Source organism: Flagellimonas allohymeniacidonis, assembly GCF_004296335.1.
Taxonomy (GTDB): domain Bacteria; phylum Bacteroidota; class Bacteroidia; order Flavobacteriales; family Flavobacteriaceae; genus Flagellimonas; species Flagellimonas allohymeniacidonis.
In genome coordinates this window covers 163,038-184,002 of sequence record NZ_SGIU01000001.1, presented here as the reverse complement: position 1 = coordinate 184,002, position 20,965 = coordinate 163,038, and the positions used below count along the sequence as shown (strand labels likewise).

General features: G+C 42.5%; 11 protein-coding genes. 1 reads left to right on the top strand and 10 read right to left on the bottom strand.

Going from position 1 to position 20,965, the window contains the following annotated elements; genetic code table 11:
- Positions 1-40: 40 nt before the first annotated feature.
- Both EW142_RS16940 and EW142_RS00760 read right to left on the bottom strand, forming a co-directional pair.
- On the bottom strand, positions 41-1,561 hold the full coding sequence (locus EW142_RS16940) for a family 16 glycosylhydrolase (protein WP_165395194.1): 1,521 nt from the start codon (positions 1,559-1,561) through the stop codon (positions 41-43).
- The gene (locus tag EW142_RS00760; protein WP_165395193.1) at positions 1,561-2,925 is read right to left on the bottom strand and encodes a sulfatase; all 1,365 of its coding nucleotides are present in this window, start codon (positions 2,923-2,925) and stop codon (positions 1,561-1,563) included. The genes EW142_RS16940 and EW142_RS00760 overlap by 1 nt, the downstream gene beginning before the upstream one ends.
- A gap of 229 nt (positions 2,926-3,154) precedes the next feature.
- Between EW142_RS00760 and EW142_RS00755 the strand changes: the two genes are divergently transcribed.
- On the top strand, positions 3,155-4,618 hold the full coding sequence (locus tag EW142_RS00755; RefSeq protein ID WP_130608267.1) for a family 43 glycosylhydrolase: 1,464 nt from the start codon (positions 3,155-3,157) through the stop codon (positions 4,616-4,618).
- A gap of 3 nt (positions 4,619-4,621) precedes the next feature.
- On the opposite strand, the gene rhaT is transcribed toward EW142_RS00755, so the two are convergent.
- The 8 genes from rhaT to EW142_RS00715 all read right to left on the bottom strand — a co-directional run bounded on the left by rhaT (position 4,622) and on the right by EW142_RS00715 (position 20,827).
- Positions 4,622-5,659, bottom strand: a complete 1,038-nt coding sequence (gene rhaT / locus EW142_RS00750; RefSeq protein WP_240740121.1) for an L-rhamnose/proton symporter RhaT — start codon at positions 5,657-5,659, stop codon at positions 4,622-4,624.
- 36 nt (positions 5,660-5,695) lie between these two features.
- A complete protein-coding gene (locus EW142_RS00745) occupies positions 5,696-7,111 on the bottom strand; it encodes an L-fucose/L-arabinose isomerase family protein (RefSeq protein WP_130608264.1) in 1,416 nt (471 codons plus the stop codon).
- 51 nt (positions 7,112-7,162) lie between these two features.
- Positions 7,163-9,517 carry an alpha-L-rhamnosidase-related protein gene (locus EW142_RS00740; protein WP_130608261.1) on the bottom strand — a complete coding sequence of 785 codons (2,355 nt, stop codon included), beginning with the start codon at positions 9,515-9,517 and terminating at the stop codon, positions 7,163-7,165.
- Entirely contained in the window at positions 9,514-12,831 is a 3,318-nt protein-coding gene (locus EW142_RS00735; protein WP_130608259.1) for a glycoside hydrolase family 2 TIM barrel-domain containing protein, read from the bottom strand. The genes EW142_RS00740 and EW142_RS00735 overlap by 4 nt, the downstream gene beginning before the upstream one ends.
- 201 nt (positions 12,832-13,032) lie before the next feature.
- Complete coding sequence (locus tag EW142_RS00730; protein ID WP_130608257.1) at positions 13,033-14,823, bottom strand: PKD domain-containing protein; 1,791 nt, start codon at positions 14,821-14,823, stop codon at positions 13,033-13,035.
- Between the two features lie 52 nt (positions 14,824-14,875).
- Positions 14,876-16,339 carry a RagB/SusD family nutrient uptake outer membrane protein gene (locus EW142_RS00725; protein ID WP_165395192.1) on the bottom strand — a complete coding sequence of 488 codons (1,464 nt, stop codon included), beginning with the start codon at positions 16,337-16,339 and terminating at the stop codon, positions 14,876-14,878.
- A 10-nt stretch (positions 16,340-16,349) separates the two neighbouring features.
- Positions 16,350-19,550, bottom strand: coding sequence for a SusC/RagA family TonB-linked outer membrane protein (locus EW142_RS00720; RefSeq protein ID WP_130608251.1), 3,201 nt, complete (start codon positions 19,548-19,550; stop codon positions 16,350-16,352).
- 230 nt (positions 19,551-19,780) lie between these two features.
- Positions 19,781-20,827 (bottom strand): GntR family transcriptional regulator, encoded by a 1,047-nt coding sequence (locus EW142_RS00715; RefSeq protein WP_130608249.1) that lies wholly within the window; start codon positions 20,825-20,827, stop codon positions 19,781-19,783.
- Positions 20,828-20,965 lie beyond the last annotated feature (138 nt).

Genomic DNA, 20,965 nt, shown 5'->3' with positions numbered 1-20,965 from the left:
TTGAATCCCTTAAAATTCTATATCTTTAAAAGAGTGTTGTCTACTGATAGACCCTTACATAATCTACTTCCAACTTTTGTGGTAACACCTTATCGTCAATGTCAAAACCAGGCCAATTCCCCCCAATGGCAAAATTGATAATGAAGAAAAATGGTTGATTATATGGCCAGTTTTCTTTGGTCTTTTCTTGCGGTTGATAGGTGTAGTAGAGGGTGTCATCCACAAAAAAATCAATCTTTTCATTGTTCCACTCCATCGCATAGACATGAAATGCCTCAGTGGCAGTGTCTACCTCTAGACTTCCGGTATGGTTGTGCGACCCATGTGCCATTTTATTATGAACAGTACTGTGTACTTTATTTTGCAGTCTTCCAATGTGCTCCATGATATCCAATTCCCCACAGGTAGGCCAACCTACATCCCCGATATTACTTCCCAACATCCAAAGGGCGGGCCATGTACCATTGCCCGAAGGTAATTTGGCACGAAACTCCATCCGACCATATTGAAATTCCCGTTTTCCCTGAGAGTTTATCCTTCCAGAAAGATAGGTGTCCCCAACCTTCCGTGCCGTGATGATAAGTTTTCCGTCTTCTACTGCAATGGTCCCCGTTTTTACATAGGTCTGCAGCTCATTGTTTACCCAACCAGGCTTGGCTTCCCTTATGTTCCAGTTAAGCGTATCCAAGGCAGGACCATTAAACTCATCTGACCAAGCAAGTTTTAACATTCTTTGTTTTGTCGTTGTTGAATCTGCATTGGTTTTCATAAATTGCAATAGGAATGGGAAAGCAGGTTCGGTCATTTGATGACCATACCCATCCAATTCCAACAATTTGATTTTTGGGTGCCCCACTACTTTCATCATTCGCATGAAATAAGCATTCTCTTCATAGCGACCTAATAATTCAAGCTCCCTGTCGCCCGTAATGAGCAAAATTGGGGGAGAATCTTTTCTAACATGGTATAATGGGGCAAACTCATCGATTATGGGTTGCGTCGCAGGAATTCCGTTTTCTTTTCTGATGGTAAAATGTGTTACGGTGTGACCACTTAGTGAAACTATCCCAGCCAGGTTATTGGCATCCATATTATGCCTTGACAACCACTTTTTGTCCAAGCCAATCATACTGGCCAAATAGCCCCCTGCTGAATGGCCCGAAACAAAAATTTTGTTTGGAGCACCCCCATAGTCCCCAATATTTTTAAAGACCCACGCTATGGCCGCTGCTGCGTCTTCTATATGTTTTGGGTTCTTGACTTTGGGATATAATCTGTAATTGACAGCGACTATGGCGATTCCTTGTCCCTTAAGTCGTTCTGGAATAAACTTATCACCACTTTCCAATCCCCCTCCATGAAACCAGACTATTGTAGCGAAATTCTTTTTATTATTTGGATGGTAAATATCCAAGACACATTTTTCGGCTGCATAACTATCAGATTTATTAATGGAATCCGGATAATAACGAATGTTGAAAATAGATGAATATGTCTCTTTCTGGGCTTGATGCGCCTGCCCTACCAATAGGCAGAAAAACAACAAAATTAGCTTTCTCATTAGTTCGATCTAGAATTCCCGTCACCTTGATAATTCGGATTTGGTTCAGGCAATTTAGCGTTCATTTCCAGTAACATTGCATCCATTTTTTTCTTCAACTCCTCAATTTTTTCAGGATACTCCTTGGTAAGATCATAACTCTCAGAAAGGTCTTTTCGTAAATTAAAAAGTTCATAACGCTTATCTTCATAATGATGGATTAACTTCCAATCACCTTCGCGATAGGCGGTGGACGGTTTACCTCCTTGCGGACTATAATGGGGTAAATGCCACAGTAAACCCCGGTTTTGCAGGGTATCGCCATTAAACAAAGGAACAAGGCTAACCCCGTCGGAAGTTCTTTTCCCAATACTGGCAACTTCCATAAGGGTATTGAAGAAATCCTGGCCCACCACAGGTGTTGAATCCAATTTAGCCTCATTGATTACTAAGGGCCAACGTACCAATAAAGGTTCGCGAATACCGCCTTCATAGACGTAGCCTTTTCCCTCACGCAACATTCCGTTGTCCGTAGGCGGTGTGTGCTTGGCAAAGGCAGGCACTTCCCTTACCGAAAGCCCGCCATTGTCTGATGTGAAGATGACTATTGTATTCTCTTTAATCTCCAGTTCATCTAGCTTCTTTAAAATTCGACCTACATTGATATCAATACTTTCCACCATGGCCGCATAGTGAATATTGGGCAATAGCGATTCATCAGCGACACCTCTTTTTTTTCGATATTTTTCCACCAAACTGTCCTTGGCTTCAATGGGTACATGAGGCGAATAGTAATTGAGGCTCATGAAAAAAGTTGAATCCTTTTTTTTGGTGATATAATCTATAGCCTGGTTTGTCAACACATCAGTAAGATAATCCCCTTCTTTCGAAGAATCTTGGATTTCTGGTTTTTCGCCTTTGGCAAAGAAAGGATAGAAAAAACTTTGCGGAAGACCGTTCCATGCACCGGCAATGTTCAAATCAAATCCACGATTATCGGGCTTGAATTTTCCACCACCAAGGTGCCATTTACCTATAAAGGCCGTATGATATTTTTTTTCCTTCAGTGCTTCAGCAATAGTCTCGAACTCCAAATTAAGTTGTTGTGCAATGGGCGGCGTCTGGAGTTTTTGATTGGGTCCTGCGGGATGGTTGCCATGGATGTGCTCCGTAATATTAACTGTGATAGGATGTAATCCTGTTATCAAGCTTGCCCTTGAAGGGCTACAAAGTGGTGCTGCAGCATAGGCGTCGGTAAATCGGATACCTTCGGAAGCCAATTTGTCCAGATTGGGAGTTTCTATAAAGTCATTACCGTAACAGCCCAAGTCATACCACCCCAAATCATCCGCGACAATCATGATGATGTTTGGGTTCTCGGGCATTTTTTCTTCACCACAGGAGATTAAAAAACATAAAAACAGTGTCGTTTTTAAAAAAATCTTACAGCAACGAATGGTCATTATGGACTTTGATTGAGAATGTTATACGCCTAAAAGTAGTGAAGCGTAAACGAAGTTGCATCATGTACTCTCCTGTATAATTGTGCACCGTATGCTACAGGATACTTTTCAAAGAATAAAGTAGGAATTTTAAAGTCTAAACTCCTGCACTATGAAAGTTTTGTTAAGAAATGTCTTCTCGGCATTTCTATGTTTCTGTCCTTTGCTATTAATTGCCCAAAAAATTACTGTGGACAACACTATGCCCAGATTGGATGAAAAAGGCCAAATTGTTGATGCGCATGACGGTAGAATCATTCAATTTGGTGACCGCTACTATTGGTATGGTACCGCTTACGGCAACACAAATGGATTTACCACCAAAAACCAGTATGTATCTTACAGTTCTTCCGATTTAAAGAACTGGAAAAGTCATGGCCCCTTATTGAAAAATCAGCCTATTGGAGTTCACTATCGTCCTCATGTGATCTATAATAAAACAACCAAGAACTATGTGCTATGGTACAATTGGTACCCCAAATTATGGGATGGTCAGTTCGGAGTGGCCATTAGTAAAAACCCCGAGGGGCCATTTACTATTGTCAATGATAACACTTCCATGGCGCATTCTGATATTGGCTTGGGTGACCTGGGGCTCTTTGTGGATGATGATGGCTCTGCCTATGTCAGTTACAACACTATTAAAGACCACCAAGTTTCAGTAGAAAAGCTTTCCGATGATTATCTGTCTTCAACTAAAGAGAATGGCGGTTTCATAGCCAAGCACATGGAAGCTGGTGCAATGTTTAAGAGGAATGGTAAATATTATTTACTTACGGACTATACTTGTTGCTTTTGCAATTATGGTTCCGGGGCACGGGTGTATATCTCAGAAAACCCTATGACGGGATACAAACTTAAAGGAAACATAAATCGCTATCCTGGTAAATTTTCAGGTATTTTGAATGATGGAATTTACACCGGTACGCTATACGAAACCTTATCTAAGCATGAGGATGCTTTTGATGCTGTGGAAATTAGGCTTGAAAAAAATGTAAAAGTAAATGCGTTGAATATTCACTTGTTCACTGGAAATCGCCCGGAGAATTGTGGCGATGTGAGCAATCCACGGGTGCATCCTAAAATAGAGATTCCTTCTTTCAAGGTTTTCAAAAAAGCAAATGGCGAATGGTCCGAAGTGAAAATCACTTCGCAAAACATTCAGAAAAGTGCTTTAAAGAGCGAGCTGACATTAACATTGGAAACCACAGAAGCCAATCACCTTAAAATTCAACCATCCACTATCGATTATGCCTTTGATGAAATATATGTTAATGAGGTGGAAATCATCCAAAAAGACAACCATAAAACTAAACGGGATGATTTTGAGGTCTTTATAATCGGTAAAAAAATAAGGCCACGACCTATTATTCCCGCACAACAGACCTACGTTATGAAATTGAATACGGATAAAGGTGAAGAATTTATATGGATGGGTGATCTATGGGGTTCGGCTTCAGATAATATCAAGGGGCATGATTACCAATATTGGAGTAAACCTTTGGAATTTTACGAGGATGGCTCAATTAAACCTATGAAGTGGCAGCACACCTGGTCGGTAGAAGCCAAAAAATAAAGGCTAGGTCAACTGGTTCCCAATACCTATGATGATTGTGGAAGCAATCAATATAGCTAGGCCAACGCTCAATATCAGAATGGCTTTTTTGCTTACACCCTTCCACTCTTTGGTGATTAAGCCCCACATTGTACTAAAAATGATAATAAAGGCCATATGCAGTGTCCAACTGGCAAAGTCATGTTCACCCATTTGTGTAGAGCCCATTCCGTAAAACATAAACTGGCAATACCATGTGGTACCAGCAATAGCTGCAAAGAGATAATTTATTTTTAATGGTGTTGTCTTGTCACTATAATCTTTATAGCTCTTCTTTTTAATATTCAAATAGCCGCACCAAATCAAATTGGAAGTAAAACCTCCTGCAAGGATGACAACAAAAACAGGGCCGTTTTGCCATAATACTGGAGCATTGTTATGGACTGCTAATTCAGAAATGTGGCTTCCCGCGGCAATCCCAAAAGCAAAGCAAGCACTCATAATACCCGCAAAAATGGCAACGATAACTCCTTTTTTGAGATTGAATTCTTTAACACCTTTTTGTTTTTCTTCATCAGAAAGTTCTCTGTCCTTAAGAATCCCAGCCCTTCCACAAATAACGATTCCGATAAGACAGATTCCAATTCCTACTAACACCACCTGGCCTGAAGTGGTTTGCAACAGCGAATTGAATTTTCCTTCGTAAATGGGAGGTATTAAGGTTCCAAAAGCCGCAGTAAGTCCTAAAGCCAATGCCATCCCCAGAGACATTCCCAAATAGCGCATGGCCATTCCAAAGGTTAATCCCCCGATTCCCCAAAGCACCCCAAAAAAATACGTCCAAAGGATAGTTGAGGACTCTGTTTCGGATAGAATGGCAATAGTTTGTGGCACTGTAATGAGCGAAACCACCCATGGAACGATCAACCAAGCAAAAAAGCCATTGACCAGCCAGCCACTTTCCCAGGACCACCTTTTAATTTTTTTAATAGGAAGGTAGAAAGAGCCCGCAGCAAAACCTCCGATGGCATGAAAAACTATTCCTAATACTGAATTTATCATGAAATGATATGTATGAAGCGATAGGTTCCTGTATCCTTAACAAATGGTGACATGTCTGACGCTTAACAAATCCGCAATTTTGCTAATGGTTGAAGATTTATGCCCTACGCCTATTGCACAATGATGTGATGGCCCGGCCATTGACCATTGATTTATAAAATCCCTTATGGAAATTGGAAACCTGTATCGAGAATTTGTATTTCCGATATGCAGTGTTGGACCATCAACGGATTCACCTTCGGCGGTCAGTAAATAGATTTCTCCTATGCTGTTTTGGCATACAGACAGCAGTGTTACGGGACCGCTAGCAACTTTCATCTGAATGGACAATCCTTTTCCTGGCTTTCCGTGATAAACAGGTAAAGGGACCAAACCCACCCGGCCATCGGCTATCGTAAAATGCGCAGGCCCGTCGTGCCCAAGAAGAATGACATCATCTTCAAAATCCATCGCATAAAACTCTGAAAAAGAGCCACCTGCTCCTAGAATATCCATAATTTTCATGGCCTGAACATTCTTGATTTCCAACTCTCCGGCAACAGGTATATTTTTTCCTGTAAGGGCAGTAAAACCAGGAATCAGGGAAGTGACAATATCTTCATAACCAGGGTCTCCATCTCCTTCATAATAATATGCCAATGAGCCAAGTTGAAACTTCTCCACTAGCTTATCCAAAGCTACCGATGTTTGTGCCGCCCGTTTCAATTCGTAATCATCACAATCCTTTGATACTTCAAACAATGTATTGAACTCCTCTAGTTTTCGAATTATTTCTTCATTCGAGACCTGTTCTCTGATATTCTTCAACGTGCCAAACTCCAAAATCTCAAAGTGATTTCCAAAAACAACGGCCTGTTGGGTCAAATCACTATAGACGTCCAACATGCCATTGTAGTAATGGCCCAAAACCCCCACACGATTGTTACCCATAATCTTGAGGACCGTAAAGGCATCAACATATTCCTTGATTTCATTCCAAACATAATCTTCCTCCAAATAACCAGAAACTAGGTATAAGTCAATACGAGCCCTATTAAATACGCTTGAGATCTCCGGGACAACGCAACTTTGGCAATAGGCAAGCCATTCACCCGTCATTTTACCCCTATCACCCATAGCATTGATTTTTTTGTAATCGATGGATTTTTCTGGTTGAAGGTTAAGCACAATGATTGGTACCTTGGTCTTTTGAGCTATGGGCAACACATTATGGGAAAGCGCGTAGGTAGAAATGAACAGAAAAATACAGTCAACATCATTTGTATTAAAAAGAGTAGCTGCTGCATTTGCTTTGTAAGGATCATCAACCATTCCAGCATCAATAACTTCTACGTCAAAATCTTCAATTCTTTTCTTTATGATATTCTGATATCCGATCAATCGCTCTTGCAAACCTTCAAACTGCCCCCAGTAGGTATCTAATCCAATACCAAATAATCCTGTTTTAATCATTACCTATAGTCTACTTAATACGTAATCTGAAAAATTCCTATTTGAAGCTTTTTATTCTGTTGCTTCGACTTTGTAATAGCCCGAATCAATTTCGAATAGTTTAAAACCTTCTTCTTCGGCATAAACCACTTCCACTCCATTTACCATTATGCCTTTGTATTTCGAAGGAATATAAACCATTGCCTTTGTTTCATCTGGGACTTCTATAATCAGCTGATACGTTTCTTCATTTTTTACCTCCACCTTAACAGTGCCTTTCACCGTGGGAACCAAAGCAGAGATATGTTTCAAAAATCCGGGTTGGGATCTAACCCGAAATGTTTCCCATCCAGCCGAAGTAGGTTCTATGCCTGCCGCATACTGATACAATAACGTAAGACCCCCACCACTCCATGCGTGATTGGTGGTTCCCCCTCCAAAACCTTCTGCGCCAACACCCCAACCTTCCCACAAGGTGGTATAGGTGGTATCGAGTACCATTTTGGAAAAACGTTCTTTCATACGATGCAAGGCAAAATCCTCATAACCCATCATGTACAAAGCTTCAAGCACATATTTTTCCATATATGGACTGGCATGTTTTTCGGTTTGAAGGACTTGAAAGATGGCTTCGTATTTATCAGAATCCGCTAAACCTGAAACGACAGCCAGACCCTGCGAACGATCGTCGGTCTTGCCTTTGTAATCTTTTGACCTATAGTGACCATCCCTCCAAAATTGTTCGTTAAAAGCAGTCTTAAGTCCTTTCATAAGATATGCGACCGAATCTGCCTCTTTTTGCTTTCGCATAGCTTCCGACATTTTGGCATAGCCCTTGAGTGCCAAATAATACTGGGTATTCATTAAGAGAGGAATATCCCGGTTGTCTCCCCAGTCGCCCCAAGTCCAATCCCCTCTTCGAACATTTAAGGTACCATCGTCTTTAAGTTTCCAAAGTGAGAGATAGCGCTTAACCGGTTCGTGTACCTTTTTAATCGTTTCAAGATTACCCGTGTTCAAGTAATAGTTCCAAAAGCCATAATACCCAACGCTCATAAGCATCTGTCCAGGTAATTCCTGATTCCAATTCCCAGCGGGTATGGGAGAAAAAATAGTACTGTCAGGGCGCTGCCAGTTCATCAGTTCCAACATTCCTTTTCTCATCAATGCATCAGCCGAGCGATCTAGTGCATAAAAGGCTTCACCACTTTCCAATACCACATCGCCCCACCACTGGGCACGCTCGCGGCCAGGAGTGTCCATATAATTATCTCGCATCGTAACGTACAGCGTACGTATTGCTTTCTTGCACATTTGATTATAAAAATCATCATCCACCTGAATGCTCCCTGCAAACTCAGTGTCGAATCCTGTTTCACGATATTTTAAATCGAGGACCTCAATCCCTTCGGGAATCACATAATACATTACATGCCCATTAATCCAACCCAAAGATTCATAGGCTTGTTGGCCTTCTTTGGTGACGTACTCTGCCCGCATGTTATATTCTGAACCACCTTTATAATTGTCAGTAAGCATCGTGATTCTTTTACCATCTTTGGATTTGATTTTGAAATAGGGGGTGAATTGACCATTATAAGGGAGGTTGCATTTAATGGTATCTCCATTGCTCACAAAAGGAAAACTGATGGTATTCTCGTAGTTTTTTAGTCCGACGTCTTTCCAAAAGGGGATTGGGCGTTTCACCAAATTGTTCCAAGGAGGGGCGATTCCTGTACCAAGTATTTTTGCAGAAGGCCAGTTGCTGTCGTCAAAATCAGAATTTACCCATTCAGGAATATCTTCCCGTGCATCAAAAACCACATTGGATTCGGGTAATCGCCAGTTTGGTTGAGGGTCTTCGCTTTCAGAAACATAGGCTGGATGTGGAATAGCCTTCCAAGAGTCATCACTTGTCATCAACAGGCTATCGCCTTGGTACAATTCAGTTATCATTCCGGCTTGACCACTGGATTTATGCGTCATTCCCTCTTTACCAAAATACCACATTAAAACAACCAACGTGTTTTCACTTTTTTGAAGTTTCCCGCTCAAATCTACCTCATCATAATAGGTGTCATCAGGGTTGGGACCACGTTTTAAACCACCCTCAAACAAAATCATCTCACCATTGAGGTACAGCCAGTACTTTGAATCCACTGCAATACGAAGCGTTGTAGGGGTTCCTGTGTTTTCAATCACAAACTGCTTTCGAAAAGCAATCCAAGCATTTTTTTCCGGCAAAGCATTTTGAGTAGTAATCCAACTGGCCCGCCAATTGGCTGTAATGATTGGATGATAATTGTATTGCTTTGGATAGGCCTCCTTTTGGATGTCCTTTCGTAAATCACAGGATCCAAGAATCAATAAGAGAACAAACAAGTAACCAACCCCAAATTTAATCCTATGTGATTTAACCATTTTCATTGTAATGGAATGATTTTAAATGAGTAGCTACACGGTTTTGCATCGACCCGAAAAGCCTTATGTGGACGTGCATCCAAATTCCAAGTATTGTCTCCGCCCACTCCCATTTGTTTGTAATCGATGTTTAAGGTAATCGTTTCTCCGAAAGTCAATTCCTCAATGCGGTTGGCCTTTTCAATCTGTTCTTGGGTGAAGGGCCAGGCACTGAAACTTACTGGATTATCAACGGATTCAATGCGAAGGCTTTTTCCATCTGGATTAGTTAATTCTGCCCAGTATACTTCAGCCTTGTTACTGCTTTCCTGTGGACGTACATAGTAGGTAAAATCATTCTTTACCGATTCCGTGTAATTACCAAAAAAGGCACCGGTTTTTTTATCTGCATAACTTTCCAAGGGTCCTCGCCCAAACCATTTCAGTTGGTCATATTCCGAAGGAATCTGCAACTGCCAACCCACTCTTGGCATTTCGGGCATAGTAGCTTCAGGTTGAAAATGATAGTTTACATGCAAAGTGCCATCACCCCATAAAGCATAGGTCTGCGTCACTATTGCTTTGGAATTTGCCAATTGGTGGGTAGTAATTACTTTGATATCCTCTTCGGTCTTGAATGTGGAGATGCTACTGAGCTTTTGTTGAGCGGATGCCTCTTTCCAAAACCCTTGACGTTTTATAATGCCTGAAGCAAGATCATTGTCTGTGGGTGCACGCCAAAAGTTGGGCTTGGGTGCAGCACTAATGAGATTTTTGCCATCCATCTCATAAACCACCAATCTACCGCTTCTTTTATCAAATACTAATTTGGCGGTTTGTGTGGTGATTATGATTTCAGATGAGGACTCCATGAGTTGGGGAGCAGAGTTTTTCTCAGTAATCTTTAAGTGGGGAGCATGTGTTAGTAAAAACTGTCCACTGGCTATGGCATAGCCTTTCTTGGCCCAGGGTTTATCTTCTTTCAATATAAAGGAAATCTTCAAGTGATAGTGAAACCCTTGTTTCACATCTATTTGGGGAAGTTCTAGCCGTAACTTCCCTGAAATCCCCGCTTCAACATCAGGCGAATCTGTTGTGCCACTTTGGATGGGCTTTCCATCTTCCAGAATTTCCCAAACAAGATCATAGGCGTTCAAATTTGTTCTGAAATGACGATTTTCAACCGTGAATAGTCCTTTGGAAATACTATCGGCAGTTATTTTGACCCGCTGCCATACGTATTTGGCCTGCCATCCCGCAGATTTTATTCTTCCATCAGCAGAAATCAATCCCTTTTGAACAGGATTCAAATCAGCCTGTGCCTGACCGAAGTCTTTACCATGTTTCCACAATGGCTTTGTGTCTCCACCTTCCTTAAAAACCAATTGGTCCCTCCAATCCCATACAAAGCCCCCAACAAGTCGTCTATATTTCCGAATAGCTTTCCAATACCCTTCTAAATCTCCTGTGGAATTGCCTTGGGAATGGGCATATTCGCACCAAATCACTGGTCGATTGTCATCAGATTTTGTGGAAAGGTCAATCATGTCATCGGTAAGGCGGTACATTCTGCTCAAAAAATCGGTATAAACTCGGTCTTTTGGTTCGGGTTTCGGCCAGTTATAGCCATAGATGTTTTGTGCTCCTTCGGCATGAATGGGACGTGTGGGGTCAAATTCCTTTATCCAAGCTGATAGTGCCGCATGATTGGGCCCAAAACCGGCTTCGTTCCCCAGGGACCAACTCACAATGCTCGGATAATTCTTGTCACGCTCTACCATACGGATACCACGTTCCAAAAAAGTGGTATGCCAAGCCGGAATGTTACTGAACAAAGAGCCTTTACCATGACTCTCAATATTGGCCTCGTCCATAACGTAGATGCCGTATTCATCACAAAGCTCGTACCAATACGGCGGATTTGGATAGTGGGAGGAACGTGAAGCGTTTACATTAAGCTGTTTCATGAGCTCAGCATCACGGCGCATGGCTTCCTTGTTTTCTGCCTTTCCAGTAATGGCATCCCAATCGTGGCGATTCACACCATAGAGCAACACCGGAATACCATTCACCTTAAATTGCCCATCTGAAATATCAATCTCTCGGAAACCTACACGAGTACTGCGTGCTTCAACCAACTTCCCTTTGATATCTTTTAGGGATAGTACCAATGTGTAAAGATTAGGAAACTCGGCCGACCACTTTTTCGGGTTCTTTACATCGACCTTCATCAGGTTTTCGAAGGGTCGGTTTCCAATTTGCGGATAATGCTCTTTCAAAATCTTTTCCACTGGTATTTCCAAAGCCTTGGACAACACAGGCTGACTTTCTTCGTCATAGAGCTGTGCGGCGACTGTCCAATCCTTGGTGTCAACATTCACAAACTTTACAATTTCTGGACGTATCTGCAGTTCTGCGTCCTCATAGTTTTCATCTAAATCCGTTCGAACTTCAAAATCATACAACTGTACTTTGGGTGCTGCTTCCAGATAGACTTCACGCGTAATTCCGCTCATGCGCCAATGATCTTGGTCTTCCAAATAACTGCCATCACACCATTGCATAACTTGTAATGCAATTATGTTTTCTTTTTCCGTAAGAAATGGGGTAACATCAAACTCGGCAGGAAGACGGTTGTCCTCACTGTACCCAACGTAAATCCCATTGACCCATACCCGAAGCGCGGAAGATGCTGCCCCTATGTGCAAAGTCACTTGCATATTTTTCCATCCCTTGGGAAGGGTAATACGCTTTCGGTAACTTCCAGTGGGATTGTAGTCCTCAGGAACATTGGGTTGGTCCACCCCTTTCTTTTCCCAAATCTGATGGGTTAACCGGTGCCATGGTTTGCCATAACCGTACAGCTCCCAGTTAGACGGCACAGGCAACTCCTTCCAATTGCTGTCAGGATAGGCGGGTTGAAAAAAATCTTGTGGTGCTTTGGATGGCACCTCAACAAAGTGAAACTTCCAGATGCCGTTCAATGACAGTTTTCTTGGTGAAGCATCCCTATCTGCCGTAATGGCAAGTTTTTCATGGGGATAGGATATGGATGTGGCCCTTGCTGGTAGTTTATTGACGTTAACAACCTCTGGATTTTGCCAATGGGGCTTGGTCTGCGAATGGGAAACCTGAATCAAAGCAAACAGAAGTAGCATGTTCTGCAAATAAGACCAATAACATCTGCGGAAGTTGAACATACTACTCTGCTCTTTTTTTAATTTAAAGTACTTGTCTATCATAAAGGTTGATAGTTCCTTTACATTGGAATCTTGAATAAGGTTATTCTTTGCTTCAGGATTTTTGGCGAGGTCATATAATTCTTCAAATCCGATTACCAAAATATCTTCATACTTAAGCTAAAAGCGGTACAACCTATTTTTTAGATTGCACCGCTAAGATTGAAACTAAACTAACCCAAATTACTTAAGAGATTCTCTTTGTTCCCATCCGGGAGTTTATTGAAATCCAAATTTCTGCACTTGACCCAAGGGTATCCCCAATAAAGTGCTTTTGTCGGTATATGCATGCTTCTATATTTCTTAATAGTTTGCAGGCGTAACATCTGCAAAGCGAAAACCTAAGTAGATGTCATCAATTTTGGCAGTAGTGGTACCTCCATTAAATTTAAAACCGATTCCCTGCCAGCCACCGTTCAGTTCAGGAGCGGCAAAGGATACTGCCTCTGTTCCGTTAGCGGGTTCACTACCTGGGGTAGGATTGACAAACACCCGAACCAAATCGGGGTCTGCGGTTCCATTGGTTTCAATCTTGGCAACGAGCCATAGTGGACCATCCGCTACTGACACGTCTGTTGCGTCTATGTTATTGAAAGGTCCGAAGGTCATTATACCAAGAGGGGCACCTGGTGATATGGTCTTACCAATTCCCAAAAACTGGCCATTCGGTCCACCCCCGCCAAAGTCTTCTGCATCATTATCGACCAGCATGACGATCAATTCACCAGTGTCATCGGTTGCACCGGCAAACTCTGCTTGAAAAGCAAACCAGTACGTACGCCCATCATCCAGATAGGTTTCCGACAATCCCCTTTTGTAGCGTGTTGCGCCAACACTTGCGTCCAGTAATAAGGAATTGCCCGTTGTTTCTATTGAGAGTGTATTGTTTACAATTCCCCCTGCCTCTACATTTACGTCGCCCCCCGATAATCTAGCCCATGGGCCTGACCATCCATCTTCGGCAGCACCTTGTCCCTCAACGGTAGCATCAACAGTATAACTATCGAAGGTTTCAAAAGCTACGGGTGGGAGGTCTAGATAATTTAGGGGAGTAACATCCTGATACGTATTGCCTACGTAGATGTCATCAATTTTTACTGAGGAGGCATTCCCGCCGGTATACTTAAAGCCAACTCCCTGCCATCCACCACTGAGTTCAGGGGCAGCAAAGGACACAGCCTCCGTACCATCCACAGGTTCGGTACCAGGAGTAGGATTGACGAACAGTCGGACAAGGTCGGGGTCAGCAGTTCCATTGGTCTCTATCTTGGCTAGCAACCATAGCGCACCATCCGCCGTCACTGTTGTTGCCTCTACATTATTAAAAGGCCCAAAGGTCATTATACCCAGGGCGCCTGGAGTAATGGTTTTACCTATACCCAAAAATTGGCCATCTCCACCACCTGCTCCAAAACTTTCAGCATCATTATCGACCAGCATTACCTGTACTTCACCTCCGTCCAGGTCTGTATCACTAAACTCCGCTTGAAAAGCGAACCAGTATGTATTGCCATTATCCAAATAGGGTGTTGAGAAATTGCGTTTGTAGCGTGTATTGGCACCGCTTGCATCCAATAAGAGAGCATTTCCTGAAGATTCCACCGCAAGTGAATTATTTAAAATTCCACCTGACACCACATTTACATCATCTCCATCCAATTTTGTCCAGGCCCCTGCCCATCCATCAGCAGCGGCACCCTGCCCATCAACAGTAGCATCGGCCGTAAAACTATCGAACGTTTCAAAAACTATCGGTGGTAGCGGTGCTACGGGTTCAATAACTGTAACTGTCCTTTGAAATTGATCTTCTCCTGTACTATTGCCAGCAGTTAGAACAACTGTATAAGTACCTCCTTCTTCATAGGTATGGGTCGGGTTTTCTTCAGTAGAGGTTTGCCCATCCCCAAAATCCCAGCTGTAACTTTGCGGACCATCCACCGATCTATTTCTGAAGGTAACGGTAAGGTCAGTCAGATCAAACGTAAATAGGGTGTATGGCCCCTCCACGGTTGGCTCATTGTCATCCTCACACGAGACCAAAGCAAGTGATAGGATTGAAAGAAGAAGTACTGCAGCATTAAATGTAGTCTTCATGTCGTAATATTTTGTATCGAGTTAATATGTATAGTTTGGCAAAAAATGATCACTACCAGCCTTCATTTTGCGTAAAACCAAATTCTTCTACTTGCCCCAGGGGAATTCCCAGCAATGTTCTGATATTGGTATAGGCCTCCATGGGAACAGTTGCCTTTTCTGCTTTCTGTTCAATCCCATGCGCGGTCATTACTTCCACTGCCCTTCCCGTGCGAAGCAAATCAAACCATCGATGGTTTTCAAAAGCCAATTCCCTGCGGCGTTCATCCGCAATGGTCTGTTCCAAATCCGATGATTCTTCTGTACTTAGGCTTGAGTCTGGCATGGATCGGGCCCTAACCTGCAACAATAATGGAACGGGGTCACCACCACCCGTTTCTTCGTAGCACTCTGCCAGCATTAACATGGCATCGGCATAGCGAAACATTGGGAAGTTTACATCCTGTAATCCTTGGTCTTCAAAACCATAATTGAATTTGCTCATCCAAGGCTCAACCGTCGTGCCATCATCATAAAAAGAAATGTTGTGAAGAAAACGGGCGTCATCTGTATCATATAAATCGATGAGGTTTTGGGTAGGCTGGTTTTGCCCTGCCCTTGACCCGGCTGGACCACTGTCTCCCAAAATGTCACTACCGCTGTTGAACGGCACAAACCTTGATACAAAATTGGAGGCCTGACCGAGCGCAAAAGAGTATTGTATTTCAAACACCATTTCACTGTTGTTTTTGTTGTCAGGTGCAAAAATACTGGCATAGTCAGCCTGTAAGGAATAGCCCAGACTTTGCATTTGCTCCAACAATGCCTCTGCTGCTTGAAACTCTTGCAAGGCCATATGCATTTTTGCCTTTAGCATAAGTGCAGCACCTCTTGTGGCCCTTCCACTTTCTGTATTGTTCTGATTCGGCAACAAATCAATGGCCTCTTGAATGTCAGCCAAAATATTATCATAAACCTGGCCTACCGGTACCCGCTCCAAAAACTCATCGGATAAAATCTCATCCGGAGAATCCCCAGCCGAAGTAACAAAGGGTACGTCGCCAAAAAGCTGCGCCAAGTTGAAATAGAACCAACTACGTAAGAATAAAATCTCGCCCCTACGCACTTCTTTGATGGCTTCATTGATAAAAGTGACTCCATCGATATTCTCTAAAGCAAAGTTGGCCCTAGAAATGCCTGAATAGCTTTTATTCCAATAATCACCGAGATTGGGATTGGCCGAGAGCATCAAGAATAAATCAACCTCTTCATTGCTGATGCCACCCCTATCGGCAGGATTAAATTGAAAAGAACTGTTGTCAGACCGATTTTCACCGAATCGCCAATGCTCACTATTCATTAATCCTCGATTGGTATTGTAGATTCCTGCTATCGCCTCGTTGATTTGATCTTCGGTCTCAAAGAAATTCTGAGGGGTCTGAAAGGTTTCAGGGGCTTGCTCCAAAAAATCATCACAGCCTACAAAAAGGAAGATAGTTGTCAATACTAGAATTGATAATATCGTGTTGTTCTTCATCACAGTATTTTTAAAATGTAACATTTACGCCCAATGTGTAGATTCTCGAAATGGGATATGCCCCATAGTTCACGTTCCTGACCAGAGCGGTATCAGCAGAACGGTTGATTTCGGGATTCCCCATGTCATATTCCGTGAACAAAAATGGATTTTGGATACTGGTATATATCCTGGCATTTTTGAAAACGTTGCCCACCGCGTCACCACTGATATTGTAGCCAAGGGTAATATTTCTGACCCATAGATAATCGGCATCGTCAACAGAAAGTGAGTTCGGAAGACGGAAACGTTGCCTGCTGAGATCACTAGCGGTACCGGGTATCGTTTTGGTTGTGGGGTCATCACCCGGCCTCCAACGGTTCAATTGCCTTCTATCTACGTTGAACACCCCGTCTTGATTGCCATTGTACTGGTTGGTACCATTAAAAATTTGTTGACCGACCGTACCTGCGAAGATGACGCTCAAGTCCAAATCTTTGTATCGAAAGTTATGCACCATACCGTAAATAAAATCAGGATTTGGATTACCGATAATCACAAAATCTTCTTGATCCCCAAGATCTCCGTCACCGTTACCATCCTCATATTTTAATGATCCCTCAACCGCTCCTGGATACTTAGGAACATTGGGGTCATCAATCTCAGCTTGGGTGAACAAACCCGTTACGTTAAAACCTCTATACAAACCTACCTGTTCACCTATTGCAGTTTCGGTAAACTGTCTCGCAATGGCACCCCGTCTGATAAATCCTGCTTCAGCGGCAAGATCGAGCACCTTGCTACGATTTCGGGTAAAATTGAAGTTGGCATCCCATTGAAAATCCTTACCACCGAATACATTGTTTAAGCGAAGTTCGACTTCAAAACCCTTATTTTCGATGCTTCCCAAATTGGTCAAGATTTCGCTGAAACCCGAGGTTCTTGGTAACGGAAGTCCAGAAAGAAAGCCTTCTGTTTCAATATCATAGTAATCGATACCCAAGAATATTTTGTCATTTAAAAATCCGAGGTCCAGACCCAGATTAAGTTCCTTGGCCTCTTCCCAGGTCAACAAGGAATTGGGCAGGGCAGTAACAGCACTACCTGGAGCATTATTTCCTCCAAAAACATAGTCAGGATTAGGTGTATTGGGATCAGAGGGGTTAATTCTTCCCTGCGCTTGAAAGTTTCCGATATTGGCATTGCTACCACTGATACCGTAACCTCCCTCAAGCTTGAATTCTGACACCGTACTTTTTATCCCTTCCCAAAAAGGTTCGTTTGAAATTCGCCATGCTGCGGCCACAGATGGAAAATTACCGTATCGGGTATTCGCACCGAACCGTGAGGAGCCATCCCTACGTATAGTTCCTGTAACATAATATCTGTTCTTGTAAGCATAATCCAATCTACCGATAAGGGAGACCAAGCTGTTTTCTCCAGCGGCACCTCGACCCGTAAAATTGTTAGGATTCTCAGGATCAACGTTGTCAGAATCCGGAATTCGAATTGATTCGTCGATAATATTTACCGCCCTAATAATGGTATTATCAAACCGCCTATTTTCCATGTTAAAACCTGCCAAAACATCAATCCTGTGGTCATCGGCTATGGTGGTAGAATAGCTCAAGGTGTTTTCCCAAATCCAATTGAAGTTGGTCAATTCATCGATGCCCGCTCGTGCTTGACGGGTACCCAAAAGATTAGGGGTCGTATTACCCGAACCCGGAAAATCAGAAGGCTCAAAGAAGGTATTTCTTCTATCGGTGTATTGGATGGATCCAAAGGTTTTAGCGGTCAGCCCTTCCAAAATATCAACCTCCACGAATGACCCTGCCAATACTTGATTGGTACGTCGATTGTCTTCCCTGGCGGTCAACAAATAGACTGGATTCACATTATAAAATGGAATCACATCACCCAAAGCTACGTTGGTCAACTCACCATTCTCGTCAAAGACGGGTGCCGAAGGGTCTGTCCACCGTGATAACGGTACCGCCGCAAAAATGTTGAAGTTATCTCCTCCAGCATCCGTTCTACCCCCTGTCGCGACGGTTTGTGTGGGTGCCAGGTTCAAACCAAATCGAATATTGTCCGTTACATTGAAATCGATGTTTGCCCTGATGCTATATCTTTTGAAATTGGTGTTGATCAATGTACCATCTTGGTTGGTGTAGTTCGTTGAAATATTGTAGCGCACATTTTCCGTACCGCCGTTGATGCCAATATTGTATTCTGTAATGGGAGCGCTTCGGGTAATCTCATCAAACCAATTGGTACCTTCTCCCAAATCGCCCAAAGTAATCAAACGGTCTAAATCCGCTATCTCGCTTTGTCCCAAAGCACCTAAAGCAAAAAGCCTGTCTTCGAATAATTCTATTCTGTATCGTCGTAATTCTTCCGCATTCAATACATTGGGTTGTTCAAATTCAGGAATGGTCTGAAAACCTGTAGACGTACCGAAAGTAATGGTAGGTTTGCCTATTTTGCCCCGTTTGGTTGTAATGATCACCACCCCATTGGAAGCACGCGAACCATAGATGGCCTTTGCAGAAGCATCCTTAAGTACACTAATGGATTCAATACTATTGGGATCTATGGAACTGAGCACAAAATTATCACGTTGACTGTTGACATTCCCCAAGGGAATACCATCAACTACGTATAAAGGAGCGTTGTTATCCCCAGTAGAGGCAACACCCCGTATCAAGATTTCCGGTCCTCCGCCCGGAGCACCATTTTGCCTTAATTGCACCCCTGAAACCTGTCCTGAAAGGGCCTGTTCAAAAGTGGTTACAGGTAACTCCGCGATTGTCTCCGTCTGTATTGTAGATACGGCTCCGGTCAAATCTTCTCTGCTTCTGGTACCATAACCTATGACCACTACCTCATCTAACTGAGTTTGGCTTTCTTGTAGTGCCACATTGATAATGGTTTGGCCTGCTATCGGAATCTCTCTTTCCACATAGCCCACAAAAGAAAAGACTAGGACCGTAACACCACTAGGCACGGTAATGGAGTAATTCCCGTCAAAATCTGTTTGGACACCGATGGAAGTCCCTGTGACAATAACTGTGGCACCCGGCAATGGTTCTCCGGTTTCAGCGGTTACGGTGCCCGTTATGACCCTGTCTTGGCTAATAGCTGAAAAACCATTGAGGACCAGTGCCAAAAGCACCAAAAGAAAGGAAAGATGCTTAGAAACGGCTTTCCCAATTAGCTTTTTTTTCATGCTTAGTTTTGTTTAGTCGTTTGAATTTTTTTGAAAAAAAACCGGAAATACGCCTAAAAAATTTTCATGTAATCAAAAACTTACAGGTTTCAATGCGCATTCCTCAATACTTAACAATAATATAACCTAGAAAAAAACTATCCATCCTGTACTGTACTGTGGGGTAATTTGTTTAGGTAACAATGGGAATCCAGAAAGACCTTTCTGTGGTTTGTAATGGCAAGAAAGAATTATACAGAATGCCTATCTATAAGATTGAAGTCATTTTTTTGGGTAATCTTTTTGTCCTGCAATATCATTTCAGCAGCCTCAGTTCCCATCTTTGTAAAGTCGGTACTGATTACGGTAATCCCCAAAAGTTCCTTCAGTGGTGTGTCGTTATAGGAGATGATACCAATATCCTCCCCAAATTTATAATGCCGGTCTCTCAGTTGCTTGACCAGGTTTACCAAATCGGCTTCCTCTATGATGATAAAAAGGTCGTGCAGTTGTAATTCCATACTATCATAGATTTCATCAAGAACCTCATAATCAATGGCATGTTCGGCACAAAACTTAATAAATCCTGAGACAATTCCCTTAGGGTATGGATATACCGACTTTGATGGATAGACAAGAATGATTTTCTGGTACTTCTTTACCTTGTCCAGTCCTTTGGACAAAGCAACGTAAATATCCTCAGAAAAATCTTGATAGATGCGTCCTGCCTTCATGGAGAGGCTAAGAATATTTCTGTCTAGGATAATCAGTCTTTCTTCGGGAATTTTTCGAATGACTTCTAAAATCTCCCCAGTGCATCCCATATGTTGCAAATGCTCATTTTTAAAATGGGGCATGATTACAAACTGATCGTACTCCTTGGCCCTTTTTGCCAATATATCCTTGAAGACCGAAGGTTCACAGTGATAGATAAACAAATCGACTTGGGCTTTTGATCCCAATGTCTGCACAAAGGAGTTGAAGATTCTCATTTTGTAAGTGCTCAATTTATTAATGAGGAACAGCACTTTAATCTTCGAAGAAAAATCGGCCCTTGCCACATAGTACCCCTTTCCCTTTACTGATTCAATGATGTTTTGCCTTCTAAGAATACCATAGGCTTTTTCAACCGTATCACGCGAAAGCAAACACTCCTCACTCACCTCATTTATGGAAGGAATCTTCTCCCCTTTTTCCAAAAGACCCTTTCCAATGGCATCCATAACGGAGTCCACAATCTGTTTGTATTTTGGAATCCTGGAATTCACATCCACTTTTATATACTCGATACTATTCATGGCCATCGTTCACAAAACTAATCACGTTTACCTTAGAAAATATAGGCATTCAAAAGTATTAATAAAAAGTAGATTCATAAGTTTTAAGTATCTTGACGAGACAGTATAGTACAGGATGCCTAAACCCATCGCTTGTTC